Annotated in this window: 14 protein-coding genes; 8 read left to right on the plus strand and 6 right to left on the minus strand. The window is 64.1% G+C overall.

Annotated elements, in window-relative coordinates; translation table 11 throughout:
• Nucleotides 1-16: 16 nt before the first annotated feature.
• Nucleotides 17-1,447, minus strand: coding sequence for a dihydrolipoyl dehydrogenase (locus ACXJ16_RS18060; protein ID WP_463922939.1), 1,431 nt, complete (start codon nucleotides 1,445-1,447; stop codon nucleotides 17-19).
• A gap of 43 nt (nucleotides 1,448-1,490) precedes the next feature.
• Nucleotides 1,491-2,249: a hypothetical protein gene (locus tag ACXJ16_RS18065; protein ID WP_463922940.1), complete on the minus strand. Its 759-nt coding sequence runs from the start codon at nucleotides 2,247-2,249 to the stop codon at nucleotides 1,491-1,493.
• Between the two features lie 593 nt (nucleotides 2,250-2,842).
• Here ACXJ16_RS18065 and ACXJ16_RS18070 point away from each other — a divergent pair.
• Nucleotides 2,843-3,157 carry a UCP036055 family protein gene (locus tag ACXJ16_RS18070; protein ID WP_463922941.1) on the plus strand — a complete coding sequence of 105 codons (315 nt, stop codon included), beginning with the start codon at nucleotides 2,843-2,845 and terminating at the stop codon, nucleotides 3,155-3,157.
• Nucleotides 3,158-3,196: 39 nt separating this feature from the next.
• Here the strand turns inward: ACXJ16_RS18070 and ACXJ16_RS18075 are convergent, their stop codons facing one another.
• From ACXJ16_RS18075 to ACXJ16_RS18090, 4 genes are all read right to left on the minus strand, one after another.
• Entirely contained in the window at nucleotides 3,197-4,198 is a 1,002-nt protein-coding gene (locus ACXJ16_RS18075) for a hypothetical protein (protein ID WP_463922942.1), read from the minus strand.
• Nucleotides 4,195-8,124: a hypothetical protein gene (locus tag ACXJ16_RS18080; protein WP_463922943.1), complete on the minus strand. Its 3,930-nt coding sequence runs from the start codon at nucleotides 8,122-8,124 to the stop codon at nucleotides 4,195-4,197. The genes ACXJ16_RS18075 and ACXJ16_RS18080 overlap by 4 nt, the downstream gene beginning before the upstream one ends.
• Nucleotides 8,121-12,122 carry a hypothetical protein gene (locus ACXJ16_RS18085; RefSeq protein WP_463922944.1) on the minus strand — a complete coding sequence of 1,334 codons (4,002 nt, stop codon included), beginning with the start codon at nucleotides 12,120-12,122 and terminating at the stop codon, nucleotides 8,121-8,123. Before ACXJ16_RS18085 ends, ACXJ16_RS18080 begins: the two co-directional genes overlap by 4 nt.
• Nucleotides 12,123-12,658: 536 nt before the next feature.
• Nucleotides 12,659-13,105 carry a MarR family winged helix-turn-helix transcriptional regulator gene (locus ACXJ16_RS18090; protein WP_054436096.1) on the minus strand — a complete coding sequence of 149 codons (447 nt, stop codon included), beginning with the start codon at nucleotides 13,103-13,105 and terminating at the stop codon, nucleotides 12,659-12,661.
• Between the two features lie 310 nt (nucleotides 13,106-13,415).
• On the opposite strand from ACXJ16_RS18090, the gene ectA reads away from it, so the two are divergent.
• From ectA to ACXJ16_RS18125, 7 genes are read left to right on the plus strand one after another with little or no spacing between them, the layout of a single operon-like run.
• A complete protein-coding gene (gene ectA / locus ACXJ16_RS18095) occupies nucleotides 13,416-13,907 on the plus strand; it encodes a diaminobutyrate acetyltransferase (RefSeq protein WP_132470082.1) in 492 nt (163 codons plus the stop codon).
• A gap of 17 nt (nucleotides 13,908-13,924) precedes the next feature.
• Complete coding sequence (ectB, locus tag ACXJ16_RS18100; RefSeq protein ID WP_463922945.1) at nucleotides 13,925-15,241, plus strand: diaminobutyrate--2-oxoglutarate transaminase; 1,317 nt, start codon at nucleotides 13,925-13,927, stop codon at nucleotides 15,239-15,241.
• 30 nt (nucleotides 15,242-15,271) lie between these two features.
• Entirely contained in the window at nucleotides 15,272-15,658 is a 387-nt protein-coding gene (locus ACXJ16_RS18105; protein ID WP_463922946.1) for an ectoine synthase, read from the plus strand.
• 18 nt (nucleotides 15,659-15,676) lie between these two features.
• Entirely contained in the window at nucleotides 15,677-16,603 is a 927-nt protein-coding gene (gene thpD, locus ACXJ16_RS18110; protein WP_463922947.1) for an ectoine hydroxylase, read from the plus strand.
• Entirely contained in the window at nucleotides 16,600-18,039 is a 1,440-nt protein-coding gene (locus tag ACXJ16_RS18115) for an aspartate kinase (RefSeq protein ID WP_463922948.1), read from the plus strand. The genes thpD and ACXJ16_RS18115 overlap by 4 nt, the downstream gene beginning before the upstream one ends.
• 51 nt (nucleotides 18,040-18,090) lie before the next feature.
• Nucleotides 18,091-19,359, plus strand: a complete 1,269-nt coding sequence (locus ACXJ16_RS18120; protein ID WP_324699394.1) for an MFS transporter — start codon at nucleotides 18,091-18,093, stop codon at nucleotides 19,357-19,359.
• A gap of 17 nt (nucleotides 19,360-19,376) precedes the next feature.
• Nucleotides 19,377-20,705: an MFS transporter gene (locus tag ACXJ16_RS18125; RefSeq protein ID WP_463923295.1), complete on the plus strand. Its 1,329-nt coding sequence runs from the start codon at nucleotides 19,377-19,379 to the stop codon at nucleotides 20,703-20,705.
• Nucleotides 20,706-20,750: the final 45 nt, after the last annotated feature.

Genomic DNA, 20,750 nt, shown 5'->3' on the forward strand with positions numbered 1-20,750 from the left:
TTGCAGAATCGTGCCTTCAGGCACCGGCGGGCGTACCTGCGTCCTGGTCGGGCGGGAGCGCGATCGGGGTCGCGGCGCAGATCGTGCGCAGCGCCTGTTTAAGTCCCTCCTCGACGGTCGGGTGATAGAATGGCATGTTCAGTAACTGTGTCGCGGTGAGGCCTGCCTGCACCGCCCATGCGAGCATGTGTGCCAGATGCTCGCCTGCGGGCGCGATAAGATCGGCGCCGATCAGCCTGCCATCGGGCGCTGCGGCATAGAGCGTCAGCGCCCCGCGATTGACCCCATCGACGCGCGAGCGCCCTTGGTCCGAAAAGTCTGCCGTGCCGGTGATGGCCCCGTTCTCTTCCGCCTCGCCGATGGTGGCCAGGACCGGCTCGGTGAAGGTGATTGCGAAAGGCGTGTTACGTTCCACGGGAATAGGTGCAGGAAAGGCGGCAGCGTTGCGCCCGGCGATGGCGCCTTCGTGCGAAGCTTCGTGCAGAAGCGGCAGGTCCCCCGCCGCATCGCCCGCAAGGAAAATGCTGCTTTGCCTGCAGCGCATGGTCGCCCGCTCATGACGGGGAACCCCGCGGTCGTCCAGTTCGAGTCCGGTACTGTCGAGACCAAGCCCGTCGATCTGCGGTTTTCGTCCAACCGCGACGAGCACCTTGTCAAATGTCGCCTCTCCCTCGCTTGCACCGCTCCAGCGAAGACCTGCACCATCGTCGGCAGCGTACGGCGTGACGTTGACGCCGAGGTGCAAGGCGAGGTTCTCCGTCAGCACCTCACGCAGTTGAGTGTGAACTTTTCTGCAGCGCACCTTGGCCATGCGCTCGCCCTTGTCGAATAGCGTAGTTTCGACGCCAAGGTGGGCAAACGCCTGCGCTAGCTCCAGCCCGATGGCACCCGAACCGATCACGGCAAGGCGCCTTGGCAGGTCGGCCAGGTCGAAAACCGTGTCGCTTGTCAGCACAGCTTCGCCGAGCGCCGCGAAAGGTTCTGGCAGGATCGGCGCGGAACCGGCGGCGATCACGATGGCACGCGCTTCCACCGCTCGCCCGTCATCGAGTACGAGGCGGTGCGCTCCATCGAACCGGGCGCGGGCACGGATCGTCACGCCGTTTGGCAGACGGGCGATGGACTCGCGGGTTAGGCGGGCAAAACGATCACGCTCTGCGCGTACGCGCCGCAGGACCGCAGGTCCATCAATCCTAACGCCTGCCACCTCGATGCCGAACAGCCCGGCACGTCCGATGCGAGCGGCTTCGCGGCTGGCGGCGATCAGCAGTTTGGAGGGCATGCAGCCCACCCGCGCGCACGTGGTGCCGCTGAAAGCAGGATCGATCAGCAAGGTCGAGGCCCCGTTCTTGCGCGCGGCACGCTCGGCGGCGAGCCCGGCCGTTCCCCCGCCGATCACTGCTACGTCGGCCCGCAGAACGGTCGCGACGGCTTGGTTGTCATTCATGGGTTGGTGTCTTCCGATCGGGTTTCAGAATAGTTCGCCGGGATCAGCCGTGTCGCGTTCGGTGTTGGTCGAGTGTCTTGCGGATGGCTGAGAGTGCGTGTGTCACTTCATCGCGCCATCCGCCTGGCGGCAAGTGACGGACGGCGGAATGAGCGGCGCAGACGATCGGCGTAGTCGCCCACGTCTGCGCCAGATCCTGGGTCCATGCGACGAAATCGTCGACGGCGCCGGAACGATGCTGCAGCGCCTTTCCCACCATCGGATGAAAGCGCAGCCGCGACTGGGGCAGGATGCTGCCGAGCAGGCCGGGCGCTGCAAGAACCATCAGCGTATCGTCGACGTGAACGATTCCACTCGGTCGGTGCCGCACGAGAACGGACGCGGCATGGACGCTGTCGTCGCCGGTCACCAGATCGAGCCCGGCGGGAACCGAAAAGTCCAGATCCTCGAACTGGGCCTGGGTTGCCGCGTTCTCGACAGTCTCCTCTTCCCAGGGCAGTTCCGGCGCCTGCTCGCGATGCCGACGCGTCCCAAACAGCTTGGCGCGGGGCGCCAGTTCATTGGCCGCCGCGCAATGCAGGGTGTGAAAGGGGTGAACGTTGACGATCGTATCTATCGCGGCGCCGTTTTCGGTCATTTCCAGCAGCGCCTCGCGGTCAGCGCCCGAGACGCCATAACTGTCGATCAGCGTGAACCGCCCGCCGGTCCGGCGCACCAGCGACATTTGCGTGCCCAGGTCAATGATCTTGGCGACCTTGAACGAGCCTCGGAAATTCCAGAAATTCTCGGCAAGTTGCTTCATGTTCGGCTTGGCTCCGACCCTGACATTGCGATCGATTGACCGAGGGATACGAGTGCAAATCGCGGAAGCCGCCATCGTTCCTGCTCAATATTCCCGAAATCGGGCAGGGGCCATGTGCCGTAGTGCAGCGAGAAGCTGTGACAAGACACCGACCGGAAAGCACAAAGGCGGATCAGCGTGCCAACCGACGGACTGGGGCTGACCCTGTATGAATCGCCCGGCGTGTGCTCGCGCGCCACCGGTTTCGAGACCAATGTCGGCAAGGCTTCATGCCACGCAGCGGTCGGCCGCGATAAGGCCCGACCCTTCTCGGACTCTCAGCGGTCATTTTTCGATTCCCAGTTGCGGACCGGCAGCTTACCAATTCTCGGCGCCTTGAACTGGCCGGTAGGCGACTGTCGCGTATGGAGCGCAGATACAGAGATAGTTGCCGCTCAGCTGCGTCGCCTGCCGACCCTTCCCAGTCGTCCAGGCGCCGATTTCGCGTCCCCAGGTCCGGACTGTCCGGTAACCGGCAGGTCGCGACCAGAGCCGGTCGTTCAAATCAGCCACCGCGAACGTCTGGTCCTGACGGAACCTGCCGATGGACTGCGGTGAAGCGGACCTTCACGAAGCGCCTGATAGCGGTCATCCAAGTTGCGGATGGCTACAATAAACCTTACGGGGAACGGGGTCGTCGTCACCCAATTACCCTGATCTTCCGGCTCGACACGGTGCTTTGCTTCGAATTCGTCGAGGTGCCCGAGCCGGGCCAGATCCTCATCCTGTCGACGTCGGGGAGCGCCTCGGAGCTAGAATATCTTTCCGCCGACGTGGCGGCGGAGGACGCATGGCTGGCGCGCAAGCAGCTGGCGAAGGTGCGGCTGGAAGTCGTCCTCGAAAGCCTGGCGGACGAGGGCGGCGGCTGACGAGCCGGCGAACCGCGATAACGGGATCAAGGTGAGCGGTCAGGGCGCAATCAAATAGGGCGCGTACGGATATTTCATCTCCAGATCCCAGAGCTTGGCGCAATCGAGCGCCTTCTCTTGCCCGGCCTCGAAGGGAAAGGGCACAGGCCCGTGATTGTCGAGGCTTCCGCCCGTCACCTTCAAACCCCTCTTTGTGACGAAACCGCGGAACTCGGAGAAAAAGCCCTTCCAGAACTCGTGGCCCATGCAAAAAAGCTTGTTAATATGAGGTAGAAGCAGAAAATTCTTGAAGGCACCCGACCGGCGATCCGCTGCCATCGAATAGAAGATCCATTGGTTCGGGTTGGCTGGGTCGGTCATCAATCCGAAGCCCCGATGCCCCGAAACGGGGTGCCAGCCGCCGGACTCGGTGCGAACCGTCGAGAAGACGAAATCGGTGTCGGAGGCACAGATCACCTCAACATCGCCGGCCTTTTCCACGATCCAGTTCGTCTGCCCGGCCTGGCGATTGGTTGACGGCCATGCGGTGCCGAGATTGAAGCTCATCACGGCACCCTCGGTCTCCGCCGTATCCTTTACCCAGATCTTCGAGTTCGCATCGCTGATCCGGGTGCTGGGCGTGCTCCCCAAGCGGAAGCGGTACCACTTTCCTTCCTCGCCAAAGTCGAAGATCGTATATTGCCCGCCATAGGGCGCGAAGTTGAACTTGCCCTTCTCGCCGCGCGCGAAGGCCCCGAACGACAGGCGGATATCCCTGAAGAAGTCCTTCGGACTGATGTTCGCCGGCTTGGTGAACGTCACATAATAAAAATCGACGTTCGCCTTGAGCCAGCCATCCTTGATCGGCTGGAACTCGATCACCCCTTCTCCGCCTTTGGCAGGGTGACCAAGTTCAGATAAATCTTTGAAATACAGAGGGTTTCGGTCCGCGAAGTTGGTGAGAGGCTTGAAGCAAGTTGCAGAAGATTGCGCGGCAGCCTCGGAAAATTCCCCCCCGCCGGCGCAGATGGCGGCCAGAACCAGCAGTCGCATCGCCTTCATGCCTTCGTCTCCAGCCTGAACGATGAAATGTCGTTGCCGAGGCGGCGGCGGATAATCTCGATACCGTCGCCCGAGACCGCAAAGCGGCCCTCGAAATAATATTTGCCGTCGACCTTGAAGCGCCGGAATTCCTGCCGCTCGCCCGCCTTGTCGTCGCCGAGAGCACTCACCCCGCCGCGATAGATCCGCTCTTCGGCCTCGAAGCTCAGCGTCGTATCGAACACGGGTCCGATGGTGACCGCGGTGATGCCATTCTGACGGACCCAGGTGACGCGCTCGCCCTGGAGCAGCAGGCTGTAAACCCACGCAGCCGAAGGCGACAGCTGCAGATTCTCATGCGCCTGCGGCTGGTGCCGGTAGAGCGCGAGACCGATCCATCCCGTGAAATCATTGCCAAGTTCGACGTCGCAGAACCAGAGCTTCTGGCTGTCATCCCAAGCCAGCGCGTAGCTTGCGAGCGACAGGCGTCCATCGCCGTCGGCTCCCACGTCGGCATCGCGCACCACATCGTCGAAGTAAAGGACGGCGCCATGTCCTTCCGGACTGTCGGCGGGGTAGAGCTGCGGGTCGAGGACTGGGGTTCCTGCGATCCGGAAGTCCGCCGCCCGCGGCAGCCGGCGGCTTGCGCCGGCCTTCGAACGCGCGATCGGATCTTCGCCCCATTGGGTGATGACGCGGTTGAGCGTGTCGCGCGGGCCGGTCGGCGGCACGCCCGTGTGGCAGCCGATCGCCAGCCGTTCGCCGTGGCCCGACAGAAACCACGGTCGCCGCACATAGATGCGAAAGGCATAGATCCGCTGCCGCGTCCGGCGTCTCCGGTCCTGCTCATCGATCTGCCGGACGAGCGGCATGACATGACTGATGATCGGCGCCGGCAACTGCATCGAGGCGGGGACCTCGGCATCGATCGGGCGCGATACGAGGCTCGAACTTTTCTTGGGGTCCGGCGCGAACAGATGGGCATAGCGGCTCTTTGCCACGGCCGTGAGTTTGAGGCGCGCGCGCTTGGGGCTGCCGAGCGTCAGGATGCAGGGAGGCGCCTCGGTATCGCCGGGAACGGCTGCCGGCTTGGATCCACCCAGGAAGACCCTGTTCTCGGCACACTGGAGGCCGATCTTCCCTTCGGCTTGCGCAAGGGCCGACACGGCGGAGCCGCCTTGCAGCATCAGCTTCAGCGCCATGGCCGGTGCCGGAGGCCGATAATCCCGAAACTGAAGGCTGCGCGGCCGCGACACCGACCGGCCCTGCTTCAGCAGGTAGCGATCTTGGACCGGGTCGTCGTCGATCTCGGGCCAGGCGCCCTCGATCTGAAGGTCGCCGCTCGAAGCCGCATCGACCTGCGCATAGCCCGCGAGCTCGGCGCGGTCGGTGAACGGCTCGCGCTTGAGAATCGCAAGCGGCACCGCATCCGAGCCGCCTTGATGGACTTCGCTCACAAGGACCGGAGCCGTCACGGGCGTGCGCGTACAATGGACGACGCGTATGCGGTGCTCGACCACGGGCAGGCCAGCTGCCGCGGTCTCGAGCCCGTCTCCGGCGCGTGCGGCCACGCTTGTCGAAGACAGGAAACTGGCCGAACCGGCGATTTGATCGGTGGGAACCACGGGGGTCAGGACCAAATCCAGATCGGCCGCCACCGGCACCGAAACCCGGACCTTTCTTCCGCCATTCTCGACCTTGATCATCGGACGTAGTGCGGTGGCGGCGCTCACGATGATTTCGATCGGCCGGAATCCCCGCCAATCGTCTGCGGCACCGAAGCGTGCGATTACCGGACCGACGTGGAGCGGCTCGACCATCTCGCAATAGACGCCATCCTCGAAATCATATTGCCGCTCGGTCGAGTGCGGATCACCATTGCGCATCCAGAGCTCGACCTTGATCGCGCTGACATCGGGGTCGCAATAATAGGGTGCGCCCTCTCCTGCAGTTCCCAGAAAGGCGGGGAGATCGACGACGAAAGCGCGTGTGGCGTCCATTTTCGATTCAGACCCACCGGTCAGGAACTGGCCGTTGTAGCGCGCGAGATCGGCATCGACCGGCGAAGGTGCCACGAGAATCCGGCGGCTGCGCTCCTTGTCGGTGAGAAAGACCGACATCTTGTTCTCGCCCTGACGCTCGCTGTCGCCTGGTGCCACCAGCTCGCCTGGCCTGAAGTGGCGCGCGCGCGCATAGGTCGCGCTCTGGACGAACTGGGCATCGAAGCCGGCGAGCGCGGGATCGTCGTCGCTGTAGCTGATACCGCCCTGGAAGATATTCCGGAGCCGATAATCATAGCGCTGTTTGAATTCGAGCCGGGTGGCATCGGAGTAGCCTTCCACCTTCATGGTGAAGGGAGCATCCTTGATCTCGGGGGGCTGCTCGTAGATGCCCAGGAATTTGGCATAGTCGACATTCTGGGCGGCACTGAGGCCGTTATAGCGGATGATCTCGGTGCTGACTTGGCTGGTGCCGCTACTGGGGGCTTCGCGCGGCCAATAATCCTCGCTTTCCCCGCTTATGGTGCGCCCGGCGCCAAATGTAATTCGCTGCTTCTGCCTGTGAACGCTCCTTAGCGGCCTGCCCGACTTCGCCAGGTCGAGACGGTACCCGATCCACAGATCTTCAAGGAAGAGGCAGGGCAGATCTGTCTCGCGATTAGGCGCCTTGAGCGCGTCGGGCGTAACGAGATCGACGGCGGGTGCGGAGATCGTGAGACCCGCTGCTTCGAGCTCATTATAGCCATATTGCTGTTCGGCAAGCTCCACCGCCGGGCGGTCGTCGCGTCGTCCTCGCTGCCCTTGCAGCATGGACGGCATGTTGGCCGGGGCCGCAATCGGCGAGTTCTCGGCCTGCAGCAAGGTGGCTTGCACGATTGCCATTTCGGCGTTGATTCCGGTGCACGAATAGCGGGGCCGGCCTCCCGCATCGTTCAGAATTGCCAGTCCGCCGTTCGATGTCGTCGCCAGTCCGATATCCCTGAAGCTTAATGGATGGGTCGATGCCTGTCGCCGGAACGCGGTGGCCTTGCACGCGGCGCCACTATTCGCGTCGAAGCTGGCGGGGTCGATTGCCACGACCCAGTCGCCGATCAGGTCCGCGACATCGTCGACGGTCCATTGGGTTACGATACCGCACGACCGGGCGATGAGATTATTGGTCAGGGCAGCGTGCATGGCGGCGTTGGGGTCGCGGGGGTCGACCTTGGTTTCACCCCCTGCGCTCTTTCCGTACAGATCATTGCCCCGATCTGGTGTGGCAGTGATGGTAAGCCTTTTGCGCAGCCTCGAGATATCGCCCCGTAAATCGGCGACGATTGCGGCTCCTCTCTTGTCGAGACTGAGGTCCGCCGCAGCCGTGCTCCCGAACAACAGCTCGCTCACGCCCGCCTGGACCTGGCCGTCGACCCAGCGTGTGCGCATATAGCCGACCGCTCGATCCGAAAGGTCGTCTATCCTTGCGGCTGCGCGCAATCCTGCGCGAGCCGTCGCACTCCCCCTGAGCATCGCGCGCAGTGACGCAATGCGGTCGTGCATGGCCGCGATGTCGAGCAAGTCTTCCTCGGCCCTCTGGTCATGCGCTGCATCGTGCTTGAGGTTGGCAACTGCGAGGCTGCCGGACCGCGCCATATAGTCCGCCAGCGACGACTGCAGCGACTTGAGTGCCGTCGACCCGGCAAAGGTGAGGCCAACCCGGCGCACCCCATTGGCGCCCGCCACGATCGTCTTCGTTTTCGCCCAGTCCGCGTAGGACATGACCAGACCGAACAGCTGTGAACCATTTGCAAGGCCGAGCAGGGGGTGGCGTTTGACGGCATCGGCTATTTCGTCACCCGAAGTGGTCCCTGCGGGAAATCCGATTGTCGACAGAAGATGAAGCTTGAAGGACGGCCCGGTCGCGGAAGACGCATCGAGCGGGATGGGCACGAAATTATAGGTGACGCTCATGCCCGTCCTTCCGTCCGGTAGCCTGCAAGAAGGCGATTGAGAGCCTCGCGTGCTTCGCTGTCATAACCCTCGCCATAGGGCATGACCGCAACCTTGTCCGCGCCGCCGCCGCGGCCCGATTTGAGCGTCGGAAGGCTGTCGCGGCCCGTGATCGCGGCAGCACGACCGCCGTCATTCCGCTTCTGCAGATGCGTTGCCGTGAAGCTGTAGGAATAGCGCACGAAGCCGATCTTGATTGAAACGGTAACGGTCGATTTGCCGACGACGTCGGAACCGCTGGGGCCGTCCTTGCTCTCCAGCGAAATATAGACGAGGCCGGTGAAGCGGATGATTCCGGCCACCGACAGATTCGAAGCGGCCTTCACAAAGCCGGTCAGAGTTACGGTTGCGCTGTCGCTGCCGTCGGCCCGGAGCTGGTAGATGATCCCCGCGGTGAGCGAGGCTTCGCCTCGGGCGATCCCCCAGTCGATCGGAATCAGCGCGCCATATTCCATACTCATTTCGACAAGGCGGCAGCCTCGCGTGGTTGCCTCGATGAGCACATAGGCTTTCCCGCCATACCAGGGCGGTACGAAAATGGTCAGCGGCTTCGCCTTCGAGGATATGCCGAAGGCGACGCTCAGCACGTCGCGACCCATGAGCGGCACCGTCACCGCCCAGAAGAAGGCCAGGTTGGTGACTTGCGCCGGCCCGATGAACAAGGGGCCACCGCCGACGGGGAAAGCCAGCGTCTGCGAGATTTTTGCCTGCTGGGGGCTGATGTCGATCTTGATCCCACTGTCGCCGCCGAGACCGCCGAGCATGCTCTGGAGCTGGTTGATGAAGTCGAGCGGCGGCAGCAGCTCGACCGATTTCAGCTTGGTGGCAAAGGCTTTCGAACCATCTTCGTCGACCGTGAAGGAGACGGACTCGAAATGGATGCGGATGATCTTGAAAATCTCGATGGCGAAGGAGGTTATCTTCGTGCTGGCCTTGATCCGCGGCGTGCCGGGAGTGAAACGCAGCTGCGGCGGATTGCCGGCGATCGTCGGGATACCAAGGTCGATACGTGCCGCCGCGTCGATGTCGATCCGGCAATTGTCGGGGATAAACTTCGTCGGGCCGATCGAGACCTCTTCGAACGCGCTGTTCGTCCAGTCGAGCGTTGCCTCTAGACCGAGCGATGCCGGCGCCCCCGACCGGTTTGGCCCCGACTGCGAGATCACATCTGCGAGTATGGTCGGCAGCGGGGGCGACCGGCCTTCCTGGACGTCGCGGAGCCACTCGACGCCGAGCAGCTTGATGTCCCAGGCGAGCGGACGGGCCGGCCCCGGACCCGTGTCACCTGAGATCATCGGGGCGGCAGCATCGTCTTCGGAGCCGGCCAGAGCGATCTTCTCAAAAATATCGGAGAAGCGAAGACCCGGGATCAGTTCGGCGTCGGCGCCGAACAGGTCGCCAAGCTTGAGACCCGGCGCAAACGGGCTGGCCGCTGCCGATTTGTCCATCAGAGCCGCGGACGCCGGCGGGAAGCCCATCAGCGTGCGGGCGGCAGCTACCGTCCGCGCGCGATCGGCTGGCGTCCGCGATGCATCGAACGGGGTCAGGTCGTAGGGCGGTCTCCCGGACTTCGCGAAGGCCGCATAGTCGAGGCGATTTGTACGCTCGAGCTTGGGCTTCGCGCTCGCCATGCCGGGCCAGCGGCGCTCGTTGAAACTTGCATCGCCGACGATCCCGAGCCGACGCGTCGCGAGGCTCGCGTGAGTGTCCGGGACCGACAGGCCGCCGATACCGTCCGAAGACTGACTGTGACCGAACCGCATCTCGTTCGAAATGCCCGTGAACAGGCCTTCCGGCACAGCCTGTGCGCCGCTGGTCCGATAATAGAGATTGCGAAGATCGGCGGCGACGGTCTGCGGGTCCCTTTCCTTGGGCGCCACCTGCTCGCCGACGAGCGGCCGCGATTCGAGAAAATAGAGATAGGGAGTCTCGGGGTCATCGAGCGCCGCGGACACATTGGCGAAATAGTCGGCCGGCGGTGTCGTCGGCTCGGGGTCGAGAAAGGGCTGCGAGGTAAAGCGGGTATCGCGGTAGGTTGCGAGCATCGCGGTCTTTTCGCCCGACAGATGCTCGGCCGCCTGCGCCTCGATGCGCATGGTTCGCGCGCGAGGACGGAACGGCGGGTAGACGACGACGTCAGGATCGAGGTCGGGGCTGTTGCCGCGCACCCACTCGACCCAATCGAGCTTTTGTGCCGTACTGCCTCTTTTTGTTGCGGCGCGGGCGAGATTGGCCACTGTGCCGCCATAGTCGGCGAAGCGTCCGGGGACGGTGGTCCAGACCCGGTCGACGACGCGAAGACCCTCGCCGTTCTTGGGTATGGTGTTGAGCGGAAACGCGATGGGTCCCGGCGGGCCGCTCCGCGTCCAGGGATAGCCTGGCTCCCAGATCAGGCCGTTGCCGGCCGTCACCGAACTGCTGACGAAAATATGCGGCATCGAAGCGCGATGCGTTTCGCCGGCCCAGTCGGTTCCGACATGGTCGAACGCGAAAGGCTTGCCCTTCACCATCGGCAGGAAGAAATCATAGTGATTATAGTCGTTGGGGTTCCCGCTGGCCGGCAGATCGAGCGGCGGCGACTGCTCGGTCGTGATGCTGATGGTCCGGAAGGGGCTCTCGCCATGGGAGATTTCGAGCAGGTTCGGCTGGTGAACCCGCAGAAAGGCCTGCTTGAGAAGCGGGGCGACAAAGTGGCCGCTCTCGTCCTTTCCGAACACACGCTGCGACACGGTGATCAGCTGGCACGGCGTGCCGAAGGGGAACAGGAACCCTTCCCGGATGACCTGGACGAAGGTGTCGCGGCCGAGCGTCGCGGAATGCGCCCAACTCGAGATTGCAGCCCCTGGATAGGGCTTGAACTTTGCGAGCAAGTCGAGCGAACCTCCGCGCGAACTGAGGCGAAGCTGGTCGACTGCAATCGTGCGGCCCGGCGCATAGGCTGCGGTGAAAGCCTTCGCCGGGGAGGGAAGCCGGATCTCGGCAGAATCGAGCACCGGCTTGACCTTGCCCGAATAAGGGAAGCGCCGCGAAAGGCTGGCGGCTAGCTCCGCCCGGTCCCGGTTTTCGAGCGGCGGCATTTCGGGCGGGAGTGGTCCCGATATATTGATGCTATAGGTGATGACGAGGTTGCCGGCATCCGCGGACCCCGTCTGCCCGAGCCGCTTGAACCCTCGCACGCTGAAGATTTCCATCGCGACCGGGCGAAGCCGCGCCTCGGGCGCTTTCGCCTGCAGTGCGGTCGACCAAAGCTCCGTCCACCCGCCGCCTGTCCGCGCTCTCGACGAGCCGGTGAAGCCGAGCGGCGGACCATCGGGTGCCGGTGCGAGCTCGACGCCCCAGGGGAGCTCGATCCGCGACACAGCCTCCTCGTCGCTGCGCGGAATCTCGAGATCATATTTCTCGCCGGCGTTGTTCACGTCGGGCAGCAGCAGCTCGAACCGCGTCCAGTCGAGTAGCTCCTCGACACGCAGGCCGATCGCCTTCGCTGGAACGCGAAAGACGAGCTTGCTTGTCTCGCTCGGCGTCAGCGAGATGCGTTCGAGGTCCTCCTCGGCAAAGACAGCCGGAATTTCGTCGTCGCCTATCGTCCGCTCGGCAAAATGCTGCGGCGGCAAGGTGAACTCGAGAAGATGGTCGTTCGTCCAGCGGAGCGGCTGCAGCGTCTTCGAGCCGCGCTTGGCGCGAAAGCCGATCGCGCGCATTCTGATAAACAGCTCGTCGGATTCGCGCTTGATGAGAAACTCGGGCCAAGCGCCGCCGGGTCCGCCGCGCGCGGTAGTCTCCGTCGCGATGTCGGCGCCGACCGCGATGACAGGCGCCCCCGCCGTAATGATCGAATATTTTATGAGGTCGCGGCGGGAAAGCTGGAATTCCGTTCGGAAGCTCAGGCTCTTCTTGTCCACTGCTTGCCGCCCCCCCCTGAACGGTGCCGTTATTAAGCCACAGCTTATGATTAACATCAACCAAAACTCATTCCATTATTGAGGCGACGAGGCAACGTTCCCGCAAGATTTGACGGCTGCTTACGGTTCCGATTTCCCAAAAGCCGACAGTCTCCAACTGCCGAGAGCCGTCGTTCGACTGGCGAGCCGGAACGATGTCTCTATCCCAGTCCAAGCCGCCGATCTGGGATCACGCAGCCACGGAGCGAACGAAGGCTAAACTTGGACGGTCGCCGATAAGCCGACAGACCGGAAAGTCCCATTGCCGGCCGTTCATCGTGGCAGATCTCTCGGTGAACGAATGACCGCTTCGGAGACGCTCGTAGAAGGCGCTGAATGGCGGCTCTGTCCGCGTCTCAAGTCACCCTGACAGGGGTGGGGTTGGTTGCACTTGCATTCAAAGCGCTCGATGACCTTTTCGGCCATTCCGCCCAATGTTCAGTGTTGTTTGTCGGTCTGTCTCCCCAGCGCTCCAGCGACGACTTCGATGTGATGGGAAGGATGCGTGGCAATCTCCGCCGATTCTCTAAATCCGTCCGTTCGAAGCAGTTTAATCAGACCAGGCCTGCGCTCTCGGGCGTAAGCAACCCATCGAGCCGTTCGAGCGCAGCCAGGATCATCGCCTGCTCCCAGGAGGCAAGGCCGGCATAACCCTGGCTGAAGCGCATCTGGAGCGGAAACGGCGAGGCCTTCAGCTTTTCCCGGCCGAGTTCGGTGACTTGCAACAATACCTGCCGCTTGTCGGTAAGGCCGCGCGTGCGCGTCACGAGCTGCGCCGCCACCAGGCGATCGACGATGTTGGTGATCGTCGCCTGTCCAAAACCCAGGGCGCTCGCGACCGCGCTCGGCGTGATCGTCTCGTTGCCTCCGATCTGCCGTAGCACCAGTGCCTGCGAGGAGGTCAAGCTCGTCGCAGCGGCCATTTTCCGGTTCTCTAGCTCGGCTGCGTCGAGAATTTTTCGCAGGGCCAGAAGTGCCGCCGGTGTGAGATCGATTTCCATGCCCGATAGCTAGCTTTCCTGCGGGTTTGCGCCAAGCGTGAAGATGCTTCGAAAATCGAATTAATTGCAGTTCCATGACGGTGTGAAAGCGAACTTTTGAAACCGTACTGTTGCGCATACTCTCACAATCCCTATGGTATTACGCGAGAACCACGAATGACATGGCAGCGGCCAAGCACGCGAACGTGCTTCGGAGGGTGAAGTAATATTCGATGATAATGTGAATGAAGTTGGCCCGCAGAGCGATTCCGCGAGCCCGATCCGCGCGCGCGACGAGGGCGGCGTTGCGGAAGGAAATTCCGGCGCTGCTATCGTCCTGCGCGAACCCAAAGCCGAGGACGGGCCGGCCATTTCCGCCTTGATCGCGGCATCGCCGCCGCTCGACGGCAACTCGGCCTACTGCAATCTTCTCCAGTGCAGCGACTTTGCCGGCACTTGCGTGGTCGCCGAAAGGGAAGGCCGGCTGCTCGGCTGGATTTCCGCCTATCGTCCGCCCTCCCGTCCCGACTGTATCTTCGTCTGGCAGGTCGCCGTGGCGGCCGAGGCGCGCGGGGAGGGCCTGGGTGGGCGCATGCTCGACGCATTGATCGCCCGCAGCGCTTCGCGCGGCGCGCGTGAACTCACCACGACCATTACCGAGGCGAACTCGGCCTCCTGGGCGCTTTTTTCCGCCTTCGCGCGGCGCCACGGCGCCGTCCTGACGCGCTCCACGCGCTTCGAACGCGATGCCCATTTCGCCGGAGCGCACGATACCGAATGGCAGGCGAGCATTTCGCCGCTGCCGTTCATTCCGTCCAACTGAACAGGAAATTCCTCCAGATGACGACGATTCCCCAACCGAGCGCGCATGCGCCGGACACCAGCATCTATGACCGCCGCGAATCCCAGGTTCGCAGCTATTCGCGCGCCATGCCCCGCCAGTTCGACCGCGCCGAAGGCGTCTGGTTGCACGACAGCAAGGGCGGGCGCTATCTCGATTTTCTGTCGGGCTGCTCCTCGCTGAACTACGGACACAATCACCCGGTATTGAAGCAGGCCCTGATCGACTATATCGCCCGTGACGGCGTCACGCATGCGCTCGATCTCCACACCAAGGCCAAGAGCGAGTTCCTGCGCACGTTCGAGGAAGTGGTCCTGGAGCCGCGCGGGCTCGACTATCGGGCGATGTTCACCGGCCCCACCGGCACCAATGCTGTCGAGGCGGCCATTAAGCTGGCGCGCAAGGTCACCGGGCGCGAGATGGTGATTGCTTTCACCAACGGCTTCCACGGCATGACTCTGGGCGCGCTGGCCTGTACCGGAAATGCGGGCAAGCGCAGCGGTGCGGGCGTTCCCCTCAACCATGTCAGCCATGAACCGTTCGACGGCTACTGCGGGCCGGATGTCGATACGGCCGAACTGCTGGAACAGCGCCTGTCGGATCCGTCCAGCGGGCTCGATGCGCCTGCTGCCTTCCTCGTCGAGACCGTGCAGGGCGAAGGCGGCCTCAATGCCGCTTCGCCCGAGTGGCTGCGCCGGATCGCCGCCATCGCCCACAAGCACGGCGCTTTGCTGATCGTGGACGACATCCAGGCTGGTTGCGGCCGCACCGGCGACTTCTTCAGCTTCGACGGCCTGGGCTTCACGCCCGACATCGTCACTCTGGCCAAGTCGCTCTCCGGCATGGGCCTGCCCTTCGCGCTGACCCTGATGCGGCCGGAATTCGATCAGTGGTCCCCCGGCGAGCACAACGGCACGTTCCGGGGCAACAATCACGCTTTCGTGACGGCCACGGCGGCCTTGCGCGAATTCTGGGCGGATCCGGCCTTCGTCGATGATATTGCCCGCCGCAGCGGCATCCTGGAACGCCGCCTCGAAGCGATCGCCGCCCGCCACGGTTTGTCCACCCGCGGCCGGGGCATGATGCGCGGCATCGATGTGGGGAGCGGCGAGGTGGCCGGAAAGATCACCGCTGCCTGCTTCGCGCAGGGCCTGATCATCGAAACCAGTGGCGCTTACGACGAGATCGTCAAGGTGCTGGCGCCGCTGGTGATCGACGATGCCGTGCTCAACGCCGGTCTCGATATCCTGGAAGAAGCCGTGGCCGAGGCGCTCCCCGCGCTCGCAGCGACGCGCAAGCTCGGCGTCGCCGCCTGAGCCCGATCCCAGCATTAAAGGAACATACCCATGATCGTTCGCAATCTCGAAGATATCCGCAAGTCCGACTGTCACATCCAGGGCAAGGGCTGGGTCAGCGACCGTCTGCTGCTCAAGGATGACCGGATGGGCTTCTCGTTCCACGTCACTACAATGTTCGCGGGCGAGGAACTGCACATGCACTACCAGAACCATCTGGAAGCCGTGCTCGTCCTTCAGGGCAGCGGCACGATCGAGGATCTCGGCACCGGTGAGACCCACGAACTGAAGCCGGGGGTGATGTATGCGCTCAATGCCCATGACCGCCACATCGTGCGCCCGGTGGAGGACATACTCTGCGCCTGCACCTTCAATCCGCCCGTCACCGGCCGCGAGGTCCACGACGAGAACGGCGCCTATCCGGCTCTGGCTGACTGAGGGAGGGACAGGCAAACGATGCAGGATCTCTATCCCACCCGATGCGAAAGCGAACCCAGGCTACAGCCGCGGGACGAACCCGTCGCGCGGCGGGCCTGGCACCCAGCTGCGCCGCTGACCGCAACCCAGGTCGAACAGTTCGACCGGAACGGCTATCTCGTGCTGGAAAACCTGTTCTCCGCGCAGGAAGTTGCCACGCTGCAGGCTGAAACCGGACGCCTCCTGGCCGATCCCGCCGGTCTGAAGGACGAGACGGTCATTGCCGAACCCGGCAGCCGGCAAGTCCGCTCGATCTTCGAGATCCACGCCCAGAGCGACGTCATGGCCCGCCTTGCCGCGGACCGGAGACTGGCCGGTGTCGCCGTCTTCCTGCTCGACGACGAGGTCTACCTTCATCAGACCCGGCTCAACTACAAGCCGGGCTTCGCGGGCAAGGAGTTCTACTGGCATTCCGATTTCGAGACCTGGCATGCCGAGGACGGTATGCCCGTGATGCGGGCGCTGTCCATGTCGGTCCTGCTGGCGGAGAACACGCCGAACAACGGGCCGCTCATGGTGATCCCCGGCTCGCAGGGGACTTTCGTGTCCTGCGTCGGCGAAACGCCGCAGGACCACTACCGCCAGTCGCTGCGCCGCCAGGAATACGGCGTTCCCGACGAACTCAGCCTGGCCGAGCTGGCCCATCGCCACGGGATCGACGCGCCAGTCGGCAAGCCGGGTACGGTGGTGGTGTTCGACTGCAACATCATGCACGGCTCCAACGGCAACATCACGCCTTTCCCGCGCGCCAATGCCTTCCTGGTCTATAACGCCGTCAGCAACCGGCTGACGTCGCCCTATGCCGCGCCCGCGCCGCGTCCCGAATTCATCGCTGCGCGCGATTTCTCACCGGTAGTGCCGATTTCCGGCGCAATCGAGGGACTTGTCGAAGGAGTAGCGGCATGACGGGAACGCACAGCGTCGAGAAGATCGGCGGCACGTCCATGGCCGCCACCTCCACCGTGTTCGAGAACGTACTGGTCGCCGGACGCAAGGGCGCGGATCTCTACAATCGGATTTTCGTCGTCTCGGCCTATGCCGGGATGACCGATCTGCTGCTCGAGCATAAGAAGAGCGGCGAGCCGGGCGTTCACGGCCATTTCGTGCGCAACGAAACGCCGGGCGCATGGCGCACCGCGCTGACCGAAGTGCTGGGCGCCATGTGGGCGCGCAATGCCGAAATGTTCGCGCGCCCGCAAAGCCGCGAGGAAGTGGACCGTTTCGTTGCAGAGCGGATCGCCGCGCTGGAATCCTGCCTCGACGATCTCGACCGCCTGCGCCGCCACGGCCATTTCCGCCTCTCGGAGCAGATCGCCACCATGCGGGAAATGCTGGCCGGTCTGGGCGAGGCCCATGCCGCGCACTCGACGGCGCTGCTCCTACGCGATCGCGGGGTCAATGCCGTCTTCGTCGATCTTTCCGTCTGGAGCCAGGACGATCTGGTCGATCTCGACGAACGCATCCGCACCGCCTTCGCCTCGATCGATCTCTCTCGCGAGATGCCGATCGTCACCGGCTACGCGGGCTGCGAAGGCGGCATGGTGCGCCGCTATGCCCGCGGCTACTCCGAGATGACCTTCTCTCGTATCGCCGTCGTCACCGGCGCGCGCGAGGCGGTCATCCACAAGGAGTTCCATCTATCCAGCGCGGATCCCCGTCTCGTCGGCGAAAGCCGGGCGCGCAAGATCGGCTGGACCAACTACGACGTGGCCGACCAGCTCGCCAACCTCGGCATGGAAGCGATCCATCCGCGTGCGGGCAGGGGTCTGCGCCAGTCGGGTATCCCGCTGCGCGTCCGCAACACGTTCGAACGCCATGACGAGGGTACGCTGATCGAGGGCGACTACGTTTCGAAGGCACCGCGCGTGGAGATCGTCACCGGGCTCGCTTCGGTCCAGGCCCTGCAATTCTTCGAGCAGGACATGGTGGGAGAGAAGGGCTACGACGCGGCGATCCTGGAAACGCTGACCCGCCACGGCGCCTGGATCGTCAGCAAGAGTTCCAACGCCAATACCATCACCCATTACCTCAGCGGCACCGGCAGCGAACAGGCCGCGCAGATCGTCGACGATTTGTGCGCGCAGTGGCCCGGATCGGTGGTGACCGCGCAGGAAGTGGCGATGGTCTCGGTGATCGGCACCGACTTGTCGGAGCCCGGACTGGTGCCCCGCGCTCTTGCCGCACTGGACAGCGCGGGCATCGGCCTCGTCGCGCTCCAGCACCAGATCCGTAACGTGGACGTCCAGTTCATCGTTGCGGCGCCGGACTTTGAGGAAGCCGTCCGTGCCCTTCACGCCGCGCTGGTCGAGGCGGGCACCGCCACCGACCGCGCCGCGGCCTGACCGGAAAACGCGCCCTTTTCCGCATTTTGGCGGAAAGGGCGCCGCATCATCATGCTAAAGGCCATCCTTCCCGTCCGCAGCCTGCTGATCGCCATCTTCCTGCTCATGGCGGGCGGCGGGTTCCTCAACACGCTCGTCGCGTTGCGGCTGGAGCGGGCGGGAAGCGGTGCGCTGGCGATCGGTCTCGTCGGGACCGCCTATTTCGCCGGCCTCACCCTGGGGTCGGTTCGTGTGCCCGCGCTGGTCGGGCGCATCGGCCATATCCGGGCCTTCGCGGCCTTCGTCACGCTGCTCAGCGCAGATACGCTGGCCTATGCGCTCCACACCAACCCGGTGTTCTGGGGCGCGCTGCGCTTCCTCGATGGCCTGTGCCTCGCGGGGATCTACGTCTGCGTGGAAAGCTGGCTGAATGAGCGCGCCGAACCCGATCGTCGCGGCATGGTGCTGGCCGGCTACATGATCATGCTCTACGGCGGGCAGGCGGCGGGGCAGTTCCTTATCCGCCTGGGAGCGGGGGGACCGGCAGTGCCGCTGCTGGTGGGATCGATCCTGATTTCCCTGGCGGCGATTCCAGTGCTGCTGACCCGTATCGCCGCGCCCGAAACCGGCGATTTCGCGCCGCTGCCGTTTCGGGAACTCTACCAAACCTCGCCTCTCGGTATGGTCGGTGCCGGGCTGACCGGGGTGATGCTCGGCGCTTTCTATGCGCTCGGCGCCGTGTTCGCGCGCCGGCTGGGCATGGATCTTTCGCAGACCACCCTGTTCATGAGCGTGGTGATCCTGGGCGGCGTGGTGCTGCAATGGCCGCTCGGCTGGCTGTCCGACCGCATCGACCGCCGCAAGGTGATCGTGCTCGCTTTCGCCGGAACGCTGGCCGCCGCGCTTGCGATCGCCCTCACGGCGCAGGCAGGGATGCTGCTGCTCGGGCTCGGCGCCCTGTTCGGAGGCTTGAGTTTCGCGCTCTATCCCTTGTGCGCGGCCCATACCAACGATCACCTCGCGCCGGAAAAGCGCGTGGCGGCGAGCGGCGGTCTCGTGCTCGTCTATTCGCTTGGCGCCGCTGCCGGACCGGCCACGGGATCCTTGGCCGTGTCCCTGACCGGGGCTTCAGGACTGTTCCTGTTCATCGCCGCCTGCGCGAGCGCCGCGGCTTCGTTCGCACTGCTGCGGCAGGCGAAGTCGGACCCCGTGCCCGCCCACCTTCAGGAAAGCTACATCGGCCTGCCGCGCACCTCGCCGCTGGCCGCTTCGCTCGATCCGCTCGCCCCGGAAACATCCGCGGCACCGGACGAGTCTGGACAAACAGGGAGCCGTCATTGAATCCGCCCGCCAGAATACTGCCCGCCGTAACAGGGCCCGCCGTAACAGGGCCCGCCGTAACAGGGAGAGCCGAACCGCGCGACTTGCGCCGAGCCATCTGCGCATCCGCCATCGGCAATGCCACCGAGTGGTTCGACTACGGTATCTACGCCTATGGCGTGAGCTACATTTCCGCCGCCCTGTTTCCCGGCGAGACGGCGGAGGCGACGCTATTCGCGCTTGCCACTTTTGCGATCTCGTTCCTGGTGCGTCCGCTCGGCGGCCTGTTCTGGGGGCCGCTGGGAGACCGCTATGGCCGCAAGGCCGTGCTCGGCCTGACGATCCTGCTCATGGCCGGTGCCACTGTCGGCGTCGGCCTCATCCCCTCCTATGCCGCTATCGGCGGCTGGGCACCCGCGCTGCTCGTGGTCCTGCGCATGGTGCAGGGCTTCTCCACCGGCGGCGAATACGGCGGTGCCGCGATCTTCATGGCCGAATATGCCCCGGACGAGAAGCGCGGCTTCTACGGCAGCTTCTTGGAAGTCGGCACTCTGGCCGGATTCAGCGCCGGCGCGCTGCTGATGCTGAGCTTCTCGCTGCTGCTGGGGGATACGGCGATGCGCGAATGGGCTTGGCGCCTGCCGTTCCTGCTGGCCGGTCCGCTGGGGCTGGTCGGCTTCTACATGCGGGCGCGCATGGCGGAGACGCCGCTGTTCCAGGAAGCGGAGGCGCAGCGCGAGAGCGGAGAGGCGGAACCAGCCGGACTTCGCCACCTGCTTTCCCGCTATCGCCGCCCCCTGCTGGCGATGAGCGGCCTCGTCATCGCCCTCAACGTGGTCAACTACACGCTGCTGAGCTATATGCCGACATATCTGGAGCGCCGCCTCGGCCTTGCCACCGACACGGCTCTGATCGTGCCGATCTCGGGCATGCTGTTCATGATGCTCCTGCTCCCGTTTGCAGGTGCCCTGTCCGACCGGATTGGTCGCAAACCGATGTGGCGGGCATCGCTGCTGGGGCTCACCCTGCTGGTCATCCCGCTCTACCATCTTATGGGCATCGGCCCGGTACAGGCGGCGATCGGCTACGTCCTGCTCGGCCTGCTCTATGTGCCCCAACTCGCCACGATTTCGGCGACCTTCCCGGCCTTCTTCCCCACCTCGGTACGATTTGCGGGCTTTGCGCTGGCCTACAACCTGTCTACCTCGCTGTTCGGAGGCACGGCGCCCCTAGTCAACGCCTGGCTCATCGATGTGACGGGCAACCCGCTCGTACCGGCTTACGTCATGATACTGGCCTGCCTCTGCGGTCTTCTCGCGCTGGAATTAACACCCGAGAGCGCCGGAAAACCACTGCCAAGGACTTGAACAGGTCGCCGTACCGATCCTTTTGAGGAACCGTCTTGCCTACCC

This window comes from Novosphingobium sp. TK71, assembly GCF_055361505.1.

What these genes read in the sequence shown, in the direction of transcription:
- ACXJ16_RS18060 (WP_463922939.1), bottom strand. Translation starts at nt 1,447, where the DNA reads ATGAATGACAACCAAGCCGTCGCGACCGTTCTGCGGGCCGACGTAGCA.
- ACXJ16_RS18065 (WP_463922940.1), bottom strand. Translation starts at nt 2,249, where the DNA reads ATGAAGCAACTTGCCGAGAATTTCTGGAATTTCCGAGGCTCGTTCAAG.
- ACXJ16_RS18075 (WP_463922942.1), bottom strand. Translation starts at nt 4,198, where the DNA reads ATGAAGGCGATGCGACTGCTGGTTCTGGCCGCCATCTGCGCCGGCGGG.
- ACXJ16_RS18080 (WP_463922943.1), bottom strand. Translation starts at nt 8,124, where the DNA reads ATGAGCGTCACCTATAATTTCGTGCCCATCCCGCTCGATGCGTCTTCC.
- ACXJ16_RS18085 (WP_463922944.1), bottom strand. Translation starts at nt 12,122, where the DNA reads ATGTTAATCATAAGCTGTGGCTTAATAACGGCACCGTTCAGGGGGGGG.
- ACXJ16_RS18090 (WP_054436096.1), bottom strand. Translation starts at nt 13,105, where the DNA reads ATGGAAATCGATCTCACACCGGCGGCACTTCTGGCCCTGCGAAAAATT.
- ectB (WP_463922945.1), top strand. Translation starts at nt 13,925, where the DNA reads ATGACGACGATTCCCCAACCGAGCGCGCATGCGCCGGACACCAGCATC.
- ACXJ16_RS18105 (WP_463922946.1), top strand. Translation starts at nt 15,272, where the DNA reads ATGATCGTTCGCAATCTCGAAGATATCCGCAAGTCCGACTGTCACATC.
- thpD (WP_463922947.1), top strand. Translation starts at nt 15,677, where the DNA reads ATGCAGGATCTCTATCCCACCCGATGCGAAAGCGAACCCAGGCTACAG.
- ACXJ16_RS18115 (WP_463922948.1), top strand. Translation starts at nt 16,600, where the DNA reads ATGACGGGAACGCACAGCGTCGAGAAGATCGGCGGCACGTCCATGGCC.
- ACXJ16_RS18120 (WP_324699394.1), top strand. Translation starts at nt 18,091, where the DNA reads ATGCTAAAGGCCATCCTTCCCGTCCGCAGCCTGCTGATCGCCATCTTC.